Genomic DNA, 21,931 nt, shown 5'->3' with positions numbered 1-21,931 from the left:
GTAATTCCTCCTTTGATCATGTATCGGTATGTGTATGAATAGAAATGAAATCAGGTAATAATTTTCCCGATCCAATCGGCGAGTTGATTCGGTGTAATCGCTGCTACATGGGCGCCCATATCGGCAAGCCTCCGCGCCGCACGCTGATCGTAGACAGCACTTCCTTCAAAATCAAGCGCCGTCAGCACCAGCATCCGGCAGCCTGCATCGATAATATCACGACTTGCCCGGTACATCGGCTCTGCTCCATAGCCTTCTTCCAGATCACTCACGAGAATAAAGATGGTCCGCGATGGATTCTCAATGAGACTCTCCCCATAACGCAGAGCTTTGGCAATATGCGTACCGCCGCCCAGCTGAACACTCATCAGCAGATCGACCGGGTCTTCCAGTCGATCGGTCAGATCCACTACCTCGGTATCAAAAATAAACAGATGCGTCTTGAGCGCATTCAGACGATAAAAAATACTCGCCATTACCGAGCTGTAGATGACTGAATTCATCATACTACCACTCTCGTCGACAGCAATAATAATATTCCAGCGGTTATGAGGCTGAATATTACCATCAAAATATAGGCGGTCCACTACAAAGCGTTTGTTGCGCTTATCATAGTTTTTGAGGTTTCTGGCAATCGTTTTTTTGAAATTCAGATTCCGCAGGGAGCGGGAACGATTGCTGGTGTAGCGGCTGCGTCTGCCCATAATACTGGCTTTTGCATCATTTTCCAGCTGCCGTCGCAGGTCTTCTACGACCTGCCGGACAATCTCTTTGGCACTCTGCAGCACTTCGCCTTTCATTTTGCCTTTGAACTGCATAATATTTCGCAGCAGATTCATATTAGGCTCCATGGATTCCAGTACTTTTTTATCGCGCAGCAGTTCATTGAGTCCGTAACGGTCCAGCGCCTGCTTTTCCAGAATCTCGACGGTTTCCTGAGGGAACAGCTTGCGTACCTGACTTAGCCAGCGGGGAACCGTCAACTGTGAGGCACCTCTGCCTCCACCCCGTTCCCGGTATCCCTGATCCGCACCATACTCCCTATCATACAGATAGCCCAGTACTTCATCCATTTCCTTATATTCAAATTGCGCCGGGTTATAACATCCGCTCTCATTCAGTGATGATTCAGCAGATGGCCCAAGCAGCAGACGCCATCGATTCAGCACTTGCCGATCTTTAAGCGTCTCATCAGGCTGCTTGTTCAAATCAGTCTCCATCGGCTTAGCTCCTCTCGAATAGCATGATCCAATGCTGCAGACTGCTGCAATACTTTTTCGTCTACTGCAGGTTCGGATAACGATCCGGCTACTGCTTCGAACAGACTGCCAATGCGTTCTGCAATCCGGTCGATCTCCGTCGGTGTGAAAAAGGTAAACGCCAGCCTCAGCTCCGGAATCATCCGCAGGAAGTCTTCATGTGGCAGCCGGGAAAGTAGTGTATTCAGATCGCCAATCAGCGTACTGTCATACAGGAGCACATCTCTCGCAGCAGCGAATACCCCTTGCAAATAAGCTGCTGTATGCATCATCTGCTCCGGTGTCCCCTGCATATATGCCCGGGCACGCAGGGTAATCTCGGCAGGATCTCGCCCGTCGATCCGTGACAGAATTGCTATGCATACGCCTTCCAGTCCTGGCGGCAACTCAGGCACGGATAGCAGCTCGGACAAGCGATCCACGAGTGGCTCTGCAGCGAATGTTCCCCGTCCGGATTCGGCGAGCATATACAGCTGTTTGAGTGCTTGTATAACCTTCGGTTGTTCGTCCTGATGCACATGCTGCAGCCCTGTGATTTTGGCCAGGGTATTGTGATAAGCTTCCTGCAGCAATTCGAGCAGCACTTTATCCCGATACAACCCCAACAGTCTTCGATGTTCATAAATTCGTTCCAGAATCTCCACTGTACGTGATAGTGACAGGAAACTTCCATCCTGTCGCAGCGTCCGGCCTACCTGTTCGAATAACCGATCGGCACTGTCTTCCAGTCCCATGAGCAGCACTCGTAGCAGCCAATTCGCTGCTTCTTCACTATGATGTGCCGGTAGCTGCTTGATTCGTTCTTCTGCCCGCTGGGCTGCCGCTTCGCGAATCGTCCCACCATGAATAGAATTCTCAATCAGACGTGCTTCGGTATAGGAAGAGTATGTATAGCTCCACGTCTCCCGCATCAGATTCACATCCCGATAAGTAACCCAGTCCGGTCCTGATTCAAGTGTGCCAAATTCGGTTCCCAGAAATACCATGCAATGCAACAATCGGCTGGTCTGACGATGCAGCGGTTTGGAATATAGATCCAGTACTTTTTTGTGCCTTCCGGTAGTACCGATCTGCAATTTACATTCGTTGGCAAGCCGCCTGAAATCTTCTACAATCGGTACGGTAAATGTATTCGGAGCCACCGTTCCGATTCGGTTACCTGTCAGTAGACGGGATAGTTCCTGCAGCGGCTGGTCCGAAGCCAGGTTATGCTCGCCTTTGACAAAGGAAGAGACCACACTGTCCAGTAGCTCATAGACACCGCTCTCCGGTTTGCTGCGCAGAACGGCGAGTCCCTGCATCATGCCATAGGCCTCAATCGCATCACTGGTAGAGACTTCCTCCTGCTGTTTGCGCAGTACGCGCATTAGACGGGAGAGCATTTGGATAGCAGTCTGCTCATAAGCGGCGGCTTTATTTTTCTTTTGCAGCAGTGTCCAGATCTCTGCATAATAGCCCACATAGGGCATCCCGCTTGCATAGCCATTCAGTCGGTCAGCCTCCTCAAATGTATACACCATCGGATAGATTTGCTCCCGGTAATCAGCCGATTGAATCCTACGCGGCACTTCAGCAATCTGGCTGCTCGCCGGTTGGTCCAGCAGTCCATACGTATGGAATCCACCCGTTATAACTAATATGCGCTCGTACTGTTCTTTCGCTTCATCAATTCGCTCTCTCATATGCTGTTCACGAGCAAGGGTACCTTCTCGTTCAAGCTCTTCCTGTGAATAGCAAAAGCGTGACAGAGAGCAGTATACAAATACACCGCGCATGAAGTCTTCGGTACTCTTCTGTGTCGCTCCCAGTTCGAACATTTTTTCCCACAACTCATCAAAGCTGCGGCAGTTCAGCCTGCGGCAAAGTCGGTTGATAAAAGAAGATCCGGTGAGCAGCTTCTCATCCTGATAGGATACCCGATCCTTTTCCATGAGTTCTTCTGTCGCCGGTTCAATGATCTGTTCCTTTGGCTGTGGACGATAATTCAGATCAATAAACTGTGCCGGAATGCCCAATTGAGCAGCCTTTCGGATAGCTGCATATTCGGGTGAGTAATCCAGCATAGGGAAATAAAAAGCAGCCTTTTCTTCGTTAGTCTCATATGTATAGTACAGGCTGACTGGTGCTTCGGTACGCTCATCTGCCAGGATCGGGATGAGCGGATTCCCGCTGATTGGTCCTTCAATCAAGAGAACCTGCGGATCGTAGTCATGGATCACCTGGAGCAAATGATACGAACAGGCCGGACTGTGATGACGGATTGGAAAATGTACAACCTGTTCCTGCTTGTTATATACCTGCTGCTCAAAAAGCTGCTGCAGCTCCGCCTGCTCTCCTGCTTCCTGCGCTATCAGCCGATCCATTTCTTTTCCTCATAATAGGCAGCCCACAGTTGGTCTTCTCGGGCGCGTTCTTTGATTACACGGGAAAAATAGGTTTTGAGCGCAGCCAGATCTTTTTCATTTTCCTTGGCGACAGTACCGAGCATATTCTGTACGAGGCGGTCCAGCGTTACATTTTTGTCTTCATAATAGTAGGAAGTCATGGCGCTTTGCACATAGACAGACACTGCTTCGGCTGTACTCATAACAGCCTGTGGCACATCGATTTTGTAGCCTTCCCGCGTCAGACCGGTGCGCAGCTCCATAAAGGTCGTTGCCAGCAGTTCCACAATCTCCAGATCAATTGGCATATCAATGCCGCTGTGAACCAGTAGATTACGAGCCTGATCCTCGATAATACGTGCTTCCAATTTGACATTGCTGATCGGACGGATCGTCTCGAAGTTGAAACGGCGCTTGAGGGCACTGCTCATCTCATTGACCCCTTTGTCCCGGATATTGGCGGTCCCGATAATATTGAAGCCTGGCTTGGCAAACAACACGCCTCCATCCAGCTCGGGGATATTCATAACTTTATCACTCATGATACTGATCAGACTGTCCTGGGCTTCGGATGGACAGCGTGTAATCTCCTCAAACCTGGTGATAATGCCCTTTTTCATACCATGATACAGTGGTGAAGGCACCAGAGCTTGTTCGGATGGTCCTTTGTCCAGCAGCATGGCATAATTCCAGGAATATTTGATCATATCCTCTGTTGTACCTGCTGTTCCCTGAATGGTATTGGTACTCGTCCCTGAAATGGCAGCAGACAACAGCTCGCTCAGCATAGTCTTCGCTGTACCCGGTTCTCCAACCAGCATCAATCCACGGTTGCCGGCAAGTGTAACAATAGCACGTTCGATCAGAATATCATTGCCATAGAATTTGCGGGTTATAGGCACTTCCTCGCCATCCAGCTTGGCAGGCTGTTCGCGTCCAATAATAAAATCACGTATGTATACAGGCGACAACAGCCAATGAGGAGGACGCTTGTTTTTATCTTCCTGCTGCAGAGCCTGCAATTCCCGGGCATACAGTACTTCCGCAGGTGGTTTCATCATTTCCATTGTTATGTATTCCCCTCTCGATATAGGATCATATGTTCCCATATTATCATAATTATAACGTCTATAGCGAATGACACCTACAAAATAGTCAGAACGTCCTGTTCGTATGAAACAGATAACTTGCCGCCAAAGACCTGCGTCGTATAGCTATGAATCAGTAATATTACCAGATGATTCATAATTCATTTTACGCGGAATCCAGCCGAACTGCCAATCTCATCTATACATAAAGGCTCCTTTTATCCGGAGATAAAGGAGCCTTTGTCCAAAACTGCTTTTAATGAAGGAACATCCCGCAATTTTTATACATATTTATTCGATACTCCTGTTGATCTATCCTTCAGCAGCCATACGCTTCTCCAGGCCGGGTACATACATTAGCAGAAATGCCGAACGTCCGATTCCGAACAGTATAAAGCAAGCCCACAGCCCGTGATTACCATACATCGGTATCAATACCAAACAGCTGATTATAAACAGTACAACCGAGAGCAGCATCGAATTGCGAACCGGCGCAGTCATCGTTGTTCCCGTAAACACCCCATAAAATACAAGTCCAAAACCCGTTGTCAGCGGGAATAACAGCAGCCAGGCATTATACTGCAGCGCAATATCAACTACAGCTCTATTGTCTGTAAACAGGGCGACAAATTGTTCACGTCCTGCCAAATAGATAAGTGTGAGTAATACAGCCGTGACCGTTGTCCATATCCAGGACAGCGTCAGACTCCGCCGTAATAACGGTCCGCTACGGGCTCCTCTGGCCTGCCCGGCATAAATCGAACTTGCATTAGCCAGCCCATCAAAGAAATACGCCATCATATAATGGATTTGTAGCAAAATCGAATTGGCTGCCAGCACCTCCGGACCAAATGATGTGCTGCGGGCTGTGAAAATATTAAACATGGTAAGCAGGCATATCGTTCGCACAAGCAAATCGCTGTTAGCCCGAAACATCGGTTTAAGCTGACTCCAGGCCAACATTCCTTTGAGACGAATTGAACGACGATCCATATAAGGAGAACGCCAGACAAAATACACTCCTGCTGCCAGCGCCAGTGCTTCAGCGAACAGAGTGGCTGCTGCTACACCAGCTACGCCCCAGCCGAGTCCCTGGGTAAACCAGATCGCCAGCAGCATATTCACCACATTCATGGAGATCTGCGTGATCAGTGTCTGACGAATATGCGACATGCCCATCAGCCAGCCGATCAATACATAGTTGAGCAGAGTCAGCGGAGCTCCCCAGATACGGATATGAAAATAAACACCTGCCCAATGAGCAATGTCCGGGCCCGGCTGCATGAGCAGCAGTGATGCCTGCAAAATGGGAATTTGCAGTGCGACAAAGATCAACCCGATGACCAGAGCGATCATCAGGGGCCGTATCAGAGCTGCTACACCTTCCTGCCGATCATCGCTTCCTCTCGCCTGAGCAGCAAAACCCGATGTACTCACCCGCAAAAATCCAAACAGCCAGTATATGGTATTAAAAATCAATGTACCAATTGCTGTTCCTCCCAGATATGCTGGATCAAATAAATGCCCAACTACTGCAGTATCTACCAGTCCCAGAAGAGGTGTTGTAATCGTCGATACAATCAATGGCAGACTGAGTAGTAAATATTCCTTGTGCGATGGACTCTTATGTATAGTTGTTGATAAATGACTCATTTCCTGTAACCTCCAACCGCTTAACTGTACCTTTATACTTACAATGCCTGCTTATTATAAGAGAGAGTTATTAATTTGTAAATATTACGATTAACATCTCTCTTTTTTGATTATGGCAAAGAAGCCTCCCGTAAATAGAAGGCTCCTTCAAAAAAATATATATTATTTCTTTTAGAAGGAATAAAATACGGTCTGGTTCCGTCCGTTTTCCTTGGCTTGGTAAAGCGCTGTGTCTGCATGCTTGAACAGCTGCTGCGCTTCTGATTCTCCATCCTGGGAAAGGGTAACACCAAGTGAAATGGTGATTTTCGGTCCCATAGGTGTAGGGAAAATAGCAGTCGTCTGACGAATCCGTTCTGCGATCTCCATCACTTCATGCTCGCTCACTTCATACAACAGAATTACAAATTCCTCCCCACCATAGCGGAAGCAAAGGTCCTCCGTTCGTACCTGGCTGCGTAGTACGCCGGCCAGCATCTTGAGTACCTCATCTCCTACCGGGTGACCATACGTATCATTAACCGACTTGAAATGATCGATATCCAGAATAATAACTGCAAATGAATACTGATTATACACCCAATTGTCGGTGATGGACTGCAGTGCACGACGATTCAAAAGTCCGGTAAGCGGATCCTGATTGGCTTCACTTTGCAGACGTCTTTCCTTTTCACCTGTTTCTTCTTCCAGCATCATAATCGCATGATGCAGCTGCCGGGCTTCATAGTTCCACCGATTCAACTTCGGACGATTCTTGCCGCGATGTCCAGCAGCCAGATTCTGTGCATAGGCAGCGAGCAAATACAGTGGTTTGCCCAGCCAGCGGGAGAGCCAGAATATAAACAGCATAAACAGAATAATAACAGGAACCAGATAGATTAGAGTAGAACGAACAAGATTGCTGGAATAGACATTGGTATTCTCAATCGGTGTCTGAAAAACAATCCCCCATCCTACATTGGATATTACTGAATATCCTGCCAGATACGTACGGTTCTTGGAGTTTACAACAATCTGCTTTCCGCTCTTGCCCTGCATTAGTGCCTGTACGACTTTATTTTGCTGTACATTGATATTAATCATCGACGGATTCGGATGATATATAATATTTCCTTCACGATCTACTACATAGAAATAGGAACCGTCTGTTTTTCTGCTGTTCGTTCCCAATAATTCCTTCAACTCGTTTTTCTTTTGTAAATACAGCGTACCAGCCAGCATTCCCTGATACTCACCGGAAGAGTTGAACAACGGATGGGTCAGTAATATGATCGTCCGGTTGATTTTGCCGATATAAGGACTGGAAATAGTAGGCCGCTTGGCTTCCAAAGCATCGATACTGATACGTGAAGTCAGCTTCGTTCCGGCCTGATTCAGGCTCGTCGGTGAATTGAAAGCTATGGTTTTATTCGGCTTGATCAGAAAGACTGCATTAAAAAAACTACTGGAATTACGAAAATAATCCAGATTGCTTTGAGCCAGCTGCTCACTTTCCGCAGGATGGGCAATAATATACTTGGCACTTTCCTCCAGAGAATGCTGCATCGCAGCAACCAGAGATTCGGTGATATGGCTTAATTCTTTGGCGTGAATTTCATTTAATTCCAGCACTTGCTGTTCAATGGATTGCCGTTCCTGTGTATAGCCGATAAACAGGCAGGACAGCAGAATCACAAAGGAGGTCAGAAATGCCAGGCCGCACATATATGTTGATAGGCGAATTCCGCGTATCTCGCGCTGTGTTACTTTCTTCATGGCAAAGCCCCTTCAATACCTCTAATTAAAATTATTATCGGTTCGCCGGGGCTCTATAATGAGTACAATCGATGTATAAAAAAAGGAGTGCAGCACTTTTCTATTTACATAGGAATCAAAGTTCAATCTCTCTGATAATGCGTGCCGGATTGCCACCAACAATCATATTATCGGGTACATTTTTGGTAACGACAGCTCCCGAAGCGATAACTGCATTATTGCCAATCGTAATGCCCGGGTTAATAATAGCTCGTCCGCCAATCCATACATTATCGCCGATTGTTACAGGTTTGCCGTATTCCGGTCCAGCAATTCGTTCTAATGGATGAATGGGATGAGCAGCTGTATAAATATGTACTCCCGGAGCCAAAGAGCAATTATTACCAATTCGTACTTCACATACATCCAGCATCGTACAATCAAAATTGGCATAGAAATTCTCACCCACATGAATATTATAGCCATAATCCACCCGTATATTCGGTTCCATGCTAATATGTTCACCGGTTGATCCCAGAAGTTCCTTGAGCAAACGGGTACGGTCCTCTACTTCCTGCTCGGTTGTCTGATTATACAAGCGAACGGTTTTGCGAGCGTATTCCCTTTCCTGGCTTAATTGCGGATCAGCAGCCGAATATAATTCTCCAGCAATCATTTTTTCTTTTTCAGTTTTAGTCATCACTTATTTTCTCCTTTTCTAATTATGATTATACTTTTTAAAAGTATTTTAATTATATACTATAGATTATGCAATGTTTGTTTGTCCAATATCGTTTGTTGATGTCCTACATTTATATGTAAAACTATAATATACAAGCATAGAATGATCTCTATTATCCAAATTTTAGATGATTCTTAAAATTGTATGTAAAAAGTTGATAAACCCTGTTTATTCTATCTTTTAAAGGGTAATAAACAAGGTAACAAACGATATTCATGGATGTTTTTGTAGTAAAAGGTGATAACCCACAGATTGCAACCATACTTCAAGACTAAGGAGAATGTGAAAGTGAACGTATTTATCCAGGAAGCCATTCATAACCAGGAACCTCTGAACATTCATCTGATCAGTGGTGAGACCTATATTGGCACATGTGAAGCTCATCATAATCCTAATTTCTTTATTATTCATACTAATCATGGAGCACTGACTTTTCCTTATTGGACAATCAAACGTGTGAAGCCTGATACCCAGCTCCAGCATTGATATAGCATGATCCTCCTTCTTAAGTGATGGAGTCGAATTGAAATTCGGTTTTATTAGATGTTTCCCCGATTTATTGCATAGTTTGTCTATATATTAACCAACCCACTCTTCTTTTTCGCATTTGTAACTAATACCCTGTCTCTTACTCTTCTATTTCTTTTATCATTTATTTTCTTTCCTTTACTGGTCTTTGTGTTTAATGCAGTATTTTATAATTTATTCTAATCGCATAGAGTGTTTATCGTGGGCCAGTAACCAAATTGCTGGCCTATTTAATTTGTGTGCTGTTTGGATACCATTATTTCAGATCAAAACACAGCTTGTTTCTGCTTATGGATATACGGTCGTCTTTTCCGGTTTTGTATAGTCATACAGAAAAAGCAGCTCCCCTGAATCAGGGAACTGCTTGCAACTGAATATTTAATGGTATACGCAATATGACTTAGTACTGTGATATCGTTATAGCTGTATTGTCACCCATCAGAGCCAGATTATTCTCGACAACCTGCTCGCCGTCTTTTAGACCGCTAGTAATCAGGGTCTGAGAACCGGACTCGCTGCCGATGGTTACTTCTTTGCGTACCGCATGGTCTTTGTTGATAACATATACATAGGCTTTTTTACCGTCTTTTTGGATCGCTTTGCTTGGTACAATAATGCCCTGTTTGGCATCTTTACCGACAAAGCTTACATCTGCCAGCATACCGGATTTCAGTTTGCCGTCTGCATTGGACACTGTAATTTTAACCGGATAACCATTACCGCTCGCATCCATCGGATTAATATTTTTCACTTTACCATTGGTTACGATATTGGAGGAAGCAACACGCACCTGTACCTGATCGCCTGCTTTGATATTGTTAATTTCATTAGCCGGAACATAGATCAGCATATTGACTGTACTCAGATTCGCGATAACCAGTGAAGCCGCAGAAGGACCGGCCATCTCGCCTACTTCAGCATTTTTGGTTGTAACAATACCATTGATTGGTGATTTAACAACCGTATCATCCAGGGAATCCTGGGCAATCTGTACATTCAGTTGTGCCTGATCCAGCTTTTGCTGGCTGGCTTGTATACCTGCTGTGCTTTGGGAGACTTCCAGCTGACGCTGTGCGTTGCTGTAACCGGAATTAGCATTTTCATAGCTACTGGTTGCATTCTCATAAGCAGATTTAGCTGTAGACAATCCTTTTTGGGCAGTGGACAACGCTTTCTGAGCGGCAGACAGCTGCTCTTCCGCATTGGCTTTGCCATTAACCGCATTATCATACGCTGTTTGCGCACTGACTGCAGCAGCTTGCGCCTGCTCCAGCTCTGCCTGAGTAGCCAGTCCATTGCTTGCGAGCGACTGGGTACGTGTCAGCGTCGACTTGGCATTGGTCAGTGCTTCTTGAGCTTGTTTGATCGTATTACCGGCTGTAGAGACAGCGGTCTGTGCCTGCTTGAGCGCTGTTTGCGCCTGATTCACAGAACCCTGCGCCTGGTTAATGCTGCCCTGCGCCTGATTGATGGAGCTTTTGGATGAGATAATGCCGTTTTTGGAGCTAACGACACCGGAGTTCGCCGAGACCATACCGGTTTCACGGGAATCCTTGGCTGTATTTACGCCTGCTGCAGCTGCTGCTACATTGGATTTGGCAATCTCCAGATTATTGCGCAGATCATCATCTTCCAGTTTGAGCAGCACCTGTCCTTTTTTAACTTCTGCACCTACATCAACAGCGACTGTAGATACTTTGCCGGAAATTTTAGGCATAATATTTACGGTAGCTGATGGCGTTACGGTACCGGTATAGATTTCACCCTGTCCGATAACACCTTGCTGTGCCTGGGCTACTTTTACATTCACGTTCATGTCCTGGGCTGCCTGAGTACTAGCATTACCACAACCAGACAGGACAACCGTACTGAGCAGCAGTGCCCCTGCAGTTACTTCCCATTTTCTAATCTTCATTGGTTATTCCCTTTCTTTCTATCTAGAATATCAACCGGCAGAGACACCGATTATACTTTGCTTTCCTGAAGTGTTTCCTTGGCCGCTTTGCGTCTGCTAATGAACAGGAATACAAACGGAATCGAACAAAACAGCGGGATCGATGATACCAGGAAGGTATCCGCGATGCCTCTGGAATAAGCATCCAGTGAAATCAGACCTGATACGGTCGAGGTCCAGGAACTGCCCAGCATCGCCTGGAAAGACTGTGCCGCATCTGGCGTAATCGATTCGGAGATCTGCTGGCTGTGCAGCGCTGTACGGTTCTGCATCAGGAAGGTCAGAATGGCAATCGCCATCGAACCGGCAATTGTACGCACCAGATTGGATGCAGTTGATGCTTTACCGACTTTATCCCGTGGTACGGCGTTCATACCGACGGTAGACAATGGCATCATACAGATCCCGATTCCCATCCCGCGGAACATCAGCACAATTTGCAACCACAAATGCGGAGTCTGCGGAGTCAGGGTATGCAGATGGTAAGTCATAATACTGGTCAGTGTCAGACCTACCAGACCGATCGGCACGATACCGATCTTGTCAAACAGTTTACCTGCAAATGGCATCATAACCGCCATCGCAATCGCCTGAGGCAGCAGGATAATACCGGTGTGTACCGGTGATACCGATTGAATATTTTGCAGGAACAATGGTGACAGGAAAGTACCGCCATATAGACCCATCATGACAAAACTTGATGTAATAACACTAATAGCAAATTTATAGTTCTTGAACAGTGAAATGTCGATAACCGGATTCTCCTGTCCACTTTCGACGAAGATCAAGAATACCAGTGCCCAGAAAGCAATAAAGAACAGGCCGACAATTTTGAAAGAATCCCAGCCATCGCTGGAACCGCTGGATAATGCATACAGCAGTGTACCTGCACAAGTTGCTGCCAGCAAAAATCCCAGCAGATCAAACTTGACGATAGCCCCTTTGGGAGGCTCTTTGATCAGCAGGATAACCATCAGAATAGCAAATAAAGCAACTGGCACACATACGATAAACAGGAAGCGCCAGTCAAACCATTCGATCAGATAACCACTCAGCGTCGGTCCGATCGCAGGAGCTGCCATAGCGGCAATCCCCCAGATCCCGAGCGCCATACCGATCTGTTCACGCGGAATAATTTTGTAGACGATGGTCATACTCAGCGGCATGATAACGCCGCCGCCCAGACCGGCAATAATACGCGCTGCAATCAGCGATGTATCGCTCCAGGCAAATATGCAGAATACAGTTCCCAGTGTAAAAAGACTGAGCGCTGCGATCAGAAACTTTTTATATCCGATGCGCTGCTCCATGAATCCCGTAATCGGAACAATGATTCCCGAAGCCAGTGTATAGCCCGTAATAACCCATTGAATTTTCGTCGTGGTTGAACCCAGATCTGTCGTCAGCTGAGGAATCGCCACGTTGATCAGACTGTTATTCAGAATGGCGACGAACGCCCCCAGTACAATGGCAAAAAAGGCTAACCAGCGTTCTCTGGGTGAATCACTGGGAGGAGCAGCGGCGATTTCATTAGTAGCCACTAAAGACCCCTCCTTCTTAGGATGTGTGAATTTTCACTTCAACGTTACTGCCCGGAATGAGCTTCATGTCTTTCGGTACGCTGAGCGCAATTTCTACAGGAATACGCTGGGTGACTTTGTTAAAGTTACCACTTGTATTCGTTGCCGCAATCGAGGCGAATACCGAATTCGATGCTTGTCCGACTTTACGTACTTTACCCTGAATCACTTGATCACCAGCAGCGTCCAGTGTAATATCCACAAGTTCGCCTGGCTTAATGCGATCGATATCGGTTTCTTCAATATTGGTGGATACATACAGATTTTTCATATCCGCCATGATTGCTACAGCCGAACTTGGGGAAGCAATCTCGTGTTCTTTGGAATAGACTTTGATGACGGTACCGTCGATAGGTGCGCGCAGCACGGATTTGCTGATCGCGCTGGACTCCAGTCCGGATACATTTTGCTCGGCGATCGGTTCATTGCGTGTCAGCACGTCGCCTTCTTCTACATCGATATGATCGATTTCTGCCGTGATTTGCGGCATGACTTTGTATTGATCCGCTGTAATGCGGGCATCATCACTTTTCACATAATGTGCGCCCTGATACCAATAGTAGTACACCAGCGTGCCACCGCTAATAACCAGTAACACGACTAGAATGGATAAAACAATCTTTCTACTCACTTACTCCACCTCTGCTGTTCAGATAATTTTGGTCCTTCTACAGGCATGCTGCGCACAAGTTGTTAACGCAACATGCCTAAATGCTAATTCTTGAATTTAAGATAGCTAACACCAGTATTTGATCGTTCCCGGCTTATCCACTCTCGCCTACAAGAATATGTACTTGTATGAATCGACGCAACCTGCTACTCGGACATATCACCCGAAGGTGCATAAAGACCTCTTTTTAGCAGATCCAGCTCCAAAGCAAAATTGCGAAGCACCTCTTCATAATCCGCTTCCCCCGCAAAAAATTGGATAAAGTTCTGAATAATAATAGCCCGCAGGATTTTAATCAGATGAAAAAGTTCTTTCTCATCCCTGATATTCAGTCCTGTCCGGTTGATCAGACTCATGTAACTTCGATAGAAGTCACGAATCCGCTCAGTGGTCGTGGGATTTTTCACATCCAGAATCAGTTTGTATTCAATCTTGTAATTCATGTTGAGGAAAATATTACGTGCGAAATCACGATGTTCATGGTGCATAAACCGGTGCAGTGTCGATTCAAAAAATTCTGCCGATGAGGCAAACAGATCGCCCTTGTGCTTGACCGCCATAGACATCATCAGCTCGCGGTTACTGGCGCTGTGCTCCTCCAGAATGTAAAAAAACAAATCCGCCTTGTCTTCAAAATACTGATAAAAACTACCACGCGGAATGCAGGCGTCCTTGATAATATTCGCAATCGATGCATCCGCCAGCGAAGCCCTGGAAAATTCACGCATTGCTGCATTCATCAGGTTTTGCCGCTTTTCCTCCGGCAGGTTAAAAAAGGTTTTTGTTGGCATACATTCACTCCACTGCCTCCCGCAACCTCCGGTTGATGATGCCGATCAGAGCTTGCTGCTGTACGCAGAATATTCCATCAGATGTAGGCAGGCATAATTTGTTGTAAAAAGTTACATAAAGAATTATATGTGACACGGTGTCATGTGTCAATATTGTTATTGAAATTAATACATATAAGGTGGCAAATTCTTGTTAGAAGCAGTCGGATGTGTAGACTTTTATACATTCAGATTAGTTAGTAACTGCTAGCTAAGAGTAATCCGTATTGAAAAACTGTCTGATAACTACGAGAGGTATCCGATTTGATTAGCAGTTGTTCCGCCAGGTCAGCAATTTTATTTATGAAAGGACTGTTTATAATAAAATGCCAATCATTTTCAGTATCTGCAAACAGCAGGCTGAATATAATTGGCATTTTGGAATAGTATATAGGATTTGAAGTTGGCTTATAGTAGTCGTTACGGCAGCATTAATGATCGGATGATATCCCATAGCCGATTGCTTATTGCTTATTGCTTATTGCTTATTGCTTATTGCTTATTGTCTAAGTCTACAGCTCATGGACGCGAAAGTGAATACCTCGATGCTGCTGTCGCTTGATACTATACATCTGCTGATCCGCATAGCGCAGCAGACCGATCATATCAGCAGCATCTTCCGGATAAATCCCTAGTCCCGCAGCAAAAGAAACGGGAATTTCCATATCCTCCTGCCGGAAAACTTTATCGTTCAGCAGCGATAGTCGGGTATGCACCATCTGGGCTGCATCGACATGCTCCGGACAGGCGAGCAGCATGACAAACTCGTCACCACCGATGCGGCCGACGACATCCCCCGGTTTTTGTGCCAGCATACGCAGCTGTCTAGCGACATACTGCAAATATTGATCCCCAGTTATATGACCGTACGTATCATTGATTGGTTTAAAATGATTCATATCGATCATCACCAAGACAAAGCGCTCGCCGCCCGCTATTTTGATCTGTAGCTGTTCCTCCACTGCTGCCCGGTTATATAATCCGGTAAGTGCATCATGGTGTGCACTGTACTTGTAATTTTGCTCAGATTGGATGAGACGACGCTCGGCTTCCTTGAGCGAAGTTACATCCGTCAAATGCAGCACGAACAATTCTTCATTCGCCTCGGTAATCAGATCAATACCTGCTACCAGATCCAGACGGCTCTGTCCCTGCCTGATCACATGCATCTCCAGATGAGTCACACTGTCCGGTTGCTCCAGACAGGAAGACAGCATCTGCTGAAGTGACTGTCCATCAGCAAATGTAAAGTGCTGGGGAATCTGATCTGCCGGAATATCGGCAAACCAGCGCTGTGTACAGGGATTGATCTCTTTTACATTCCCTTTGAGATCCAGCATTAGAATAGGATTGGGGGCAGACTCGAACAGAATCTGAAAACGTTTGTGATAATCGGGCATGATATTGTATTTGCCAATCAGATGACGCAGACGCATCGCCCACACCAGATAACCGATAAAATACAGGATCATCGATACCCTCGTCACGATTATACCGCTTTGAAGCAGTGTGGTAATCAACGCAAATGTACCGAACAGCTGGAAATCATTAAGCAACAGCCAGCGATAGATGACTTTACGCCGGGGCTCTCGGGTACGCAGCCAGCTATAGGCAAGCAGCAGCACAGACAGCAAAATATATCCGATAATGAACGTAATCGATACCAGCAAATACGTTGGATGCAGTGGACTGCGACCGTCGGTTACATGCTCGTTATACAGCAGATGGTGATCCCAGGTGACGAGAAAGTACAGCCATAATCCATAAGGTGACGCATATACCAGCGGCAGCCATTTACGAAACCTGTATGTAACCGAATCGCCCAGCAGAATGCTGAGATGCACCAGTGTACAGACGAACATCAACAGCGCAGGTGCACTTCCGTACAGCACCAACTGCATCTGATGCTGTGGCAGTAAAGACGTTTTTAAATACTCAAATAAAAAGTACATGACCAGCGCCATCATCATCAGCGCGGCTACACGGTTAATTCTGCTTTTCCGGTTGCGATAAATCAGTGTAATCGCCATATAAAGGAAAAAATAGGTAGGTAGCTGAATCGTCAAAAAATCCATGAACAGATCGTTCATTCAACACGGTCCTCTCAATGGGAGTATTCAGAATAAAGCCTATACTACTTTCCGATTTACATGATCCATAATGTTTTTCGCAACAGTATAAGTTTCTATTACAATTATCGTAAGGAATTAAATGACTTTTGACAACAAAAATCGTCTCAAAACACAAATTTGCTGCTCTGCGCCGCATTTGTCTGGATATTGTCCCCAAACGAGGAAAAAGCAGATACCGGATAGATTACAGAAGGCTAGGATCATTCACAGCCTTCTGCACCAAACCGGTGTCTGCTTTTTACGAATAGATAGGAATGAATATTAACGAAGACTATCCGATAATGTCGTGAAAATAATGCCAAGTGCATGAGCGCCTGCATCCGGATAGCCGAGACTGCGCTCGCCGACTGTTCCGGCACGTCCCATACGGGCTACGATATTCTTGGTACTGGCTGCACCGTGTACAGCTGCTTCGGCTCCTTTGCGGAAAGCGGTATGCATGTCATCGCCGGACTGTGCACTTTGTGACCAGCTGTCTGCACAGGGTACCAGTGCATCAATCAGCGTCTTGTCACCTACGACAGCTCCCCGTCCAAACGAACGCTCGCCGGTCGACTGGATTCCTTCTACAGCAGCCTGCATCATTTCCGCAAATTCGGCAACTGTCACTTCCTGTTTGTCCCCCGCCGCTTTGCCAGCTGCCCGGAAAGCAGAACCCCAGATCGGACCGGATGCTCCGCCGCAAGCTTCCATAATAATGAGTGACGACGCGTGAAGGAAACTGCCTATCGTCAGCTGATCCTGCGCCAGAACCTCTTTCCATTCCCGTTTCAACTGACGAAATCCCTTGGCAATACTCATGCCGAAGTCTCCATCGCCTGCATGGGAATCCAGGTCACAAAACGGCACTTCGTTGTCGATAATGACTTCGCTCATCTTATCAATCAGATAGATAAGATTATTCAGCTTCAGCGTATCTCCCTGGATCACTGCGTCCGCTTCAGGCGTCTCGACCTTATAGGATACTGGGTGATCTGCTGCCGGTTCTTGCGCAGCTTCCTTATAGGACACAGGTTCCACTGGACCGGATACTTTGAATGCCGGTGTATCACTTTCCCGGGACAATAATGTTCTCAGCTCCTCATCCAGCTTCATGAAGGTCAGCGATATGCCTGCCATATCGATACTGGTCATATAATTCCCGACAAAGGCGCGATTGATCGAAATATTCTTCTCGGACAGCTCACGGGTAACCGCATGATTGAACAGGTATAACTCCTGCAGCGGCGTAGCACCGAATCCGTTGACCAGAACAGCGATTTCACCATCAAATCCTTCGGTCAGCTGCATATCCTTCAAGAGATCATGCACCATGCGCTGTGCCAGTGCATCCGCTGAAGCCATATCATCACGCTCGATACCTGGCTCGCCATGAATACCAACGCCATATTCGATTTCGTTCTCACCCAGCTCGAATGTAGGTGAACCTTTGGCTGGTACCGTACAGGATGTTAGAGCAAAGCCAATACTGCGTACATTGGCAGCAGCCTTTTCGGCGGCAGCTTTGACCGCTTGCAGATCGCGCCCTTCCTCAGCGGCGGCACCGGCAATTTTATGTACAAGCACTGTACCGGCGACACCTCGGCGTCCGACCGTATACAGACTGTCTTCTACGGCAATATCATCGTCCACTTTGACATAATCGACCTGAATACCGTCTTCTTCGCACAGGTAGGCTGCATTTTTGAAGTTCATCATATCGCCGCTGTAATTTTTGATAATCAGCAAGGCGCCTTTGGTACCGGCTGTAGCTTTGATCGCCTGATATACCTGTATCTGTGAAGGCGAAGCAAAAATATCTCCACATACCGCTGCATCAAGCATGCCTTTACCAATATAACCTCCATGTGCCGGTTCATGCCCGCTTCCACCGCCGCTGATCAGTACGACTTTATCTTGTGGAATCTCTTTTTTCTTGATGACTTTATATTTGGGGATCAGTTCCAATTCGGGATGGGCGAGAACCATGCCTTTGGCCATTTCCAATACCATGTCTTCTGCTTTGTTCATTACCTTTTTCATTATAATGCCTCCTCTGATCTGTGAGATCGCTATGAATCGGATCGCTGCGCAGCGAACACGCGCAAACAGTATCTATTACCCTTCAATGCACAGCTTGCCGCAGAGGTTCGGCAAGCTGCTGCGATTGGTCCCTCCTAATCAGGCAGACGGGATATTCGGCTGCTGATACCAGTAGAATACATAATCCGTCATAGTGGATGCATGTCCCAACTGACGCAGCATCGTGGAGATATTGCCGCGATGATAGGTTCCGTGATTGGCCACATGCAGCAGAATCTCCGATAACCGGACTTCGCGAATACCTGCATAAGGATTATCCAGCACCATGCTCTGCTCCAGATCGGTCTGTTGATGCAAAGCGGCATGATACCGTTCCGACAATTGATCAAACCTGCTCGCGTACTCTTCGGTGCCAGACAGCACCTCGGCTGCGAGAGGCATCGTGTCCTGCAGCGCCTTCCTCATCTCGATACCTGTGAAGATCCTGTACCACATCTCGTCTACGGCATACATATGCGACAGTGCATGAGCGATCGTCGGGAAGGAACTGTTCACTTCCTGACTCAGTACAGTAGGCGGAAGTTCAGCAATTCTACCCAGAATCGTACGAGTAGCCCAGATATGATAATCAAACATTTCTACAGGGTGATTGGTCATAAATAACATTCTCCTTTGAATATAAGATGGATGGGAACTGACTTCATTATAAAAAAAGAAGTATGACAGCAGTCTGTCATACTTCTTCATAGAGTCGGAGTGTTTTTTGAAGCTGTTCCTTGAGAATGCTGCGCAGCCCGGTTGGCTGCATTACCTCTACCCCACTGCCAAAGCTTAGCAAGATCGAACAGAGCCAGCGAGCTTCGAGAGGCTTGTAGACGCTAATCCGCATCGTCATACTGCCATCTTCATGAAATTCCCTGTCCATCTGCTGGAACTGATCAAGTGCTTCGGCCAGTGCTTCTGGTTGTACCCGGATGACCACTTCTTCCAGCTCACGGGGCATACTGCTCCACCAGTCAACCTGGCTTTCTCCAGGTACTTCGTGATTGGCCTGAAAAGGCTCTGTCGTCAACTCCACATCCATCATCCGCGACAACCGGAACTCCCGATACTCCTGCCGATTACGGCAGTATCCATATACATACCAGTTACCGTATTTGAAATAAAGATGTACAGGCTCTATATCACGGCTCGTACGCACATTATCTGCATTAATATAATCAAACTGTACAACCTGCCGCTGGGTAATGGCTGTGCGCAAATGGGCAAGTACATGGGGCGCTGTACGCCTGGTCTCCAGATCCACACTCAGACTCGGCGGGTGATGCTCCGCTTCTATCGTCTGCAGCCGCTCAATCGTCGATTGTACACGTTCATCCTGAAATACAGAAGACAGACTGCGCAGTACAGTGATCAGAGAAGCCACATCATAGGAACCCAGCAGGCTTTTGTCCATTTTGTATCCCTGCATCATGCCATAGCCACCATGGGTGCCCTGATGGGAAATGACCGGAAACCCTGCAGCACAGATAACATCGATATCCCGGTAAATGGTTCGCTGGGATACCTGAAATTCTTCAGCCAGCGTAGCAGCAGATAGAATCTCATGATTCAGCAGTTTATAGATGATGGAGATTAGACGTTCCAGTTTCATGTACCGCTCCTTATCCTACAAATAATGACTCACTGCCATCGACATAGATGATCGAACCACTTACATGCGCAGAATCGTCCGACAGCAGGAATAATACAACATTCGCTACCTGATCGGATGTACCGTTACCTTCAGGCAAAGGAACCGTTCCGTCCGGGTATTCCACCTTTTTAACTTTCATGTCTTTCATTTCCGGCATCTGGTTGCCTGTACCCTGGATATTCGTCTCGATGGTACCTGGGGCAACGATATTCACCCGGATATTGTATGGCGCCAATTCAAAAGCAGCCATTTGTCCAAAAGCGGCAATCGAAGCCTTGGATGTGCTGTAAGCCGCAAAACCCTGCTGGGAAAATACCCGTGTACCGCTGAGCGAACTGGTAAGTGCAATACTGCCTTTACCATGTTGCTTCAGATAGGGAATTGCATATTTTACACTGGTAAAAGCACCTTTGACATTATTGGTCATTGTTGTGTCCCATTCCTCATCCGGAATAGCTTCGATCGGACCGACCACACCAAGAATACCAGCATTGGCAAACAGGGTATCGATCTGGCCCCACTGCTCGGCAATCTGCTCCAGTGCCTGCTTGTATTCCTGGGGAACCGAGATATCGGCTGTGAATGCGAGCGCTTCTCCACCGGCATCCTCTATAATCTTCCTGGTGTCCTGTACGTCTTCTTCGGTTTTGTTGATCAGTCCAACTCGGGCTCCTTCGGCAGCCAGGCGGATCGCCGCTGCACGTCCAATCCCCGAACCTGCTCCTGTTACGATAGCTACTTTCCCTTTCATCCGATCCATATCATCCAGCTCCTCTGTTATGATGGTTTCAGCAGATTCTTATGAAGTAAGCGTTATCTTATCGAACAGTTATTACCCTTGATTATGGTAAATGATTTCATTTAAAGCGTCATATATCGACCGTATCTTGCCAGATACTCTTCTTTTTCTTTGTAATCAGGCATAATCCCGCCAACCTTGCGCCAGAAGGAACGGTCATGATTCATATGCAGCAAGTGGCACAGCTCATGAACAATAACGTAATCGATAACCTCGACAGGTGCCATGGCAAGCCGGTAGTTGAAGGTTAGCTTTTTGTCAAAGCTGCAGCTGCCCCATTTGGTTGTCGATTCAACGATATCAATACTCTTCGGTTTGACCTTTAGCTGCTGCTGGTAGGCGGCAATCCGCTGATTGATCACTTTTTTACAGCTGGAAAAATAGAACTTTTTGAGCCGGTTACGCAGCATATCCTCATCGGCATCTGTGGTCTCAATTAGTTCCTCCAGCTTGTGCTCACGCCCCAGATACATAAAGGTACCATAGTCTTCATAGGCCCTCGCCTCCGGTGCTGGCTGGCTGCTGCTTATTCGGCGCAGATTGTCCAGCACCCACTCGCTATGTTGCTCGACAAGACGGATAATAGCGTCTTCTGGTGTACCATTAGGTGCCTTCACGGTCAGCAGACCGTTTGGATCGAGCTGGATCGATACTTTTTTGCGTTTGGAATACTGTACATTGCAGGCTATAGTCTGGTTCTGAATCGTAATATTCATGGCAATCTTCTTTCTTGTGGATTCGTTGGAATGTGCAGATGCACAGGTGATCCTATCATATCACATCCGGGACGTTCCAGAAGCTACGATAGATACAGGATAACAAAAGAGCAGCACCGGTATTAAACTGTACCCTACAAGATG

The 21,931-nt window shown here is 46.7% G+C and carries 17 protein-coding genes; 1 reads left to right on the top strand and 16 read right to left on the bottom strand.

Annotation, left to right across the window (positions count from 1 at the left end; translation table 11 throughout):
* Nucleotides 1–50 precede the first annotated feature (50 nt).
* The 6 genes from H065_RS0110925 to H065_RS0110900 form a co-directional block, all read right to left on the bottom strand.
* On the bottom strand, nt 51–1,220 hold the full coding sequence (locus tag H065_RS0110925; protein ID WP_017813096.1) for a VWA domain-containing protein: 1,170 nt from the start codon (nt 1,218–1,220) through the stop codon (nt 51–53).
* Nucleotides 1,205–3,622, bottom strand: coding sequence for a DUF5682 family protein (locus tag H065_RS0110920; protein WP_017813095.1), 2,418 nt, complete (start codon nt 3,620–3,622; stop codon nt 1,205–1,207). Before H065_RS0110920 ends, H065_RS0110925 begins: the two co-directional genes overlap by 16 nt.
* The gene (locus tag H065_RS0110915; protein WP_017813094.1) at nt 3,610–4,710 is read right to left on the bottom strand and encodes an ATP-binding protein; all 1,101 of its coding nucleotides are present in this window, start codon (nt 4,708–4,710) and stop codon (nt 3,610–3,612) included. Before H065_RS0110915 ends, H065_RS0110920 begins: the two co-directional genes overlap by 13 nt.
* 333 nt (nt 4,711–5,043) lie before the next feature.
* The gene (locus H065_RS0110910) at nt 5,044–6,384 is read right to left on the bottom strand and encodes an MATE family efflux transporter (protein ID WP_017813093.1); all 1,341 of its coding nucleotides are present in this window, start codon (nt 6,382–6,384) and stop codon (nt 5,044–5,046) included.
* Between the two features lie 171 nt (nt 6,385–6,555).
* A complete protein-coding gene (locus H065_RS0110905; protein WP_017813092.1) occupies nt 6,556–8,139 on the bottom strand; it encodes a sensor domain-containing diguanylate cyclase in 1,584 nt (527 codons plus the stop codon).
* Between the two features lie 115 nt (nt 8,140–8,254).
* Nucleotides 8,255–8,818: a maltose acetyltransferase domain-containing protein gene (locus H065_RS0110900; protein WP_017813091.1), complete on the bottom strand. Its 564-nt coding sequence runs from the start codon at nt 8,816–8,818 to the stop codon at nt 8,255–8,257.
* A 330-nt stretch (nt 8,819–9,148) separates the two neighbouring features.
* Between H065_RS0110900 and H065_RS0110895 the strand changes: the two genes are divergently transcribed.
* Nucleotides 9,149–9,346, top strand: a complete 198-nt coding sequence (locus tag H065_RS0110895) for a hypothetical protein (protein ID WP_017813090.1) — start codon at nt 9,149–9,151, stop codon at nt 9,344–9,346.
* 442 nt (nt 9,347–9,788) lie between these two features.
* Here the strand turns inward: H065_RS0110895 and H065_RS0110890 are convergent, their stop codons facing one another.
* The 10 genes from H065_RS0110890 to H065_RS0110845 all read right to left on the bottom strand — a co-directional run bounded on the left by H065_RS0110890 (nt 9,789) and on the right by H065_RS0110845 (nt 21,787).
* Entirely contained in the window at nt 9,789–11,303 is a 1,515-nt protein-coding gene (locus tag H065_RS0110890) for an efflux RND transporter periplasmic adaptor subunit (protein WP_017813089.1), read from the bottom strand.
* A gap of 50 nt (nt 11,304–11,353) precedes the next feature.
* On the bottom strand, nt 11,354–12,883 hold the full coding sequence (locus H065_RS0110885; RefSeq protein WP_017813088.1) for a DHA2 family efflux MFS transporter permease subunit: 1,530 nt from the start codon (nt 12,881–12,883) through the stop codon (nt 11,354–11,356).
* A 16-nt stretch (nt 12,884–12,899) separates the two neighbouring features.
* Entirely contained in the window at nt 12,900–13,553 is a 654-nt protein-coding gene (locus H065_RS0110880) for an HlyD family secretion protein (protein WP_026136166.1), read from the bottom strand.
* A gap of 185 nt (nt 13,554–13,738) precedes the next feature.
* Nucleotides 13,739–14,383: a TetR/AcrR family transcriptional regulator gene (locus tag H065_RS0110875; RefSeq protein ID WP_017813086.1), complete on the bottom strand. Its 645-nt coding sequence runs from the start codon at nt 14,381–14,383 to the stop codon at nt 13,739–13,741.
* A 551-nt stretch (nt 14,384–14,934) separates the two neighbouring features.
* Nucleotides 14,935–16,512: a sensor domain-containing diguanylate cyclase gene (locus tag H065_RS0110870; RefSeq protein ID WP_017813085.1), complete on the bottom strand. Its 1,578-nt coding sequence runs from the start codon at nt 16,510–16,512 to the stop codon at nt 14,935–14,937.
* A gap of 303 nt (nt 16,513–16,815) precedes the next feature.
* Nucleotides 16,816–18,576 (bottom strand): dihydroxyacetone kinase subunit DhaK, encoded by a 1,761-nt coding sequence (gene dhaK / locus H065_RS27365; RefSeq protein ID WP_017813084.1) that lies wholly within the window; start codon nt 18,574–18,576, stop codon nt 16,816–16,818.
* Nucleotides 18,577–18,714: 138 nt separating this feature from the next.
* Nucleotides 18,715–19,233, bottom strand: coding sequence for a DinB family protein (locus H065_RS0110860; RefSeq protein WP_017813083.1), 519 nt, complete (start codon nt 19,231–19,233; stop codon nt 18,715–18,717).
* Between the two features lie 76 nt (nt 19,234–19,309).
* A complete protein-coding gene (locus H065_RS0110855) occupies nt 19,310–20,230 on the bottom strand; it encodes a helix-turn-helix transcriptional regulator (protein ID WP_017813082.1) in 921 nt (306 codons plus the stop codon).
* 10 nt (nt 20,231–20,240) lie between these two features.
* Nucleotides 20,241–21,032 carry an SDR family NAD(P)-dependent oxidoreductase gene (locus H065_RS0110850; protein ID WP_017813081.1) on the bottom strand — a complete coding sequence of 264 codons (792 nt, stop codon included), beginning with the start codon at nt 21,030–21,032 and terminating at the stop codon, nt 20,241–20,243.
* A gap of 101 nt (nt 21,033–21,133) precedes the next feature.
* The gene (locus H065_RS0110845; protein WP_017813080.1) at nt 21,134–21,787 is read right to left on the bottom strand and encodes a M48 family metallopeptidase; all 654 of its coding nucleotides are present in this window, start codon (nt 21,785–21,787) and stop codon (nt 21,134–21,136) included.
* Nucleotides 21,788–21,931: the final 144 nt, after the last annotated feature.

The sequence above is a fragment of the Paenibacillus shenyangensis genome (assembly GCF_000346635.1).
Classification (GTDB): Bacteria; Bacillota; Bacilli; order Paenibacillales; family Paenibacillaceae; genus Saccharibacillus; species Saccharibacillus dauci.
Note: the sequence above shows the minus strand (reverse complement) of the source record. Positions and strands in the feature narration are given on the sequence as shown.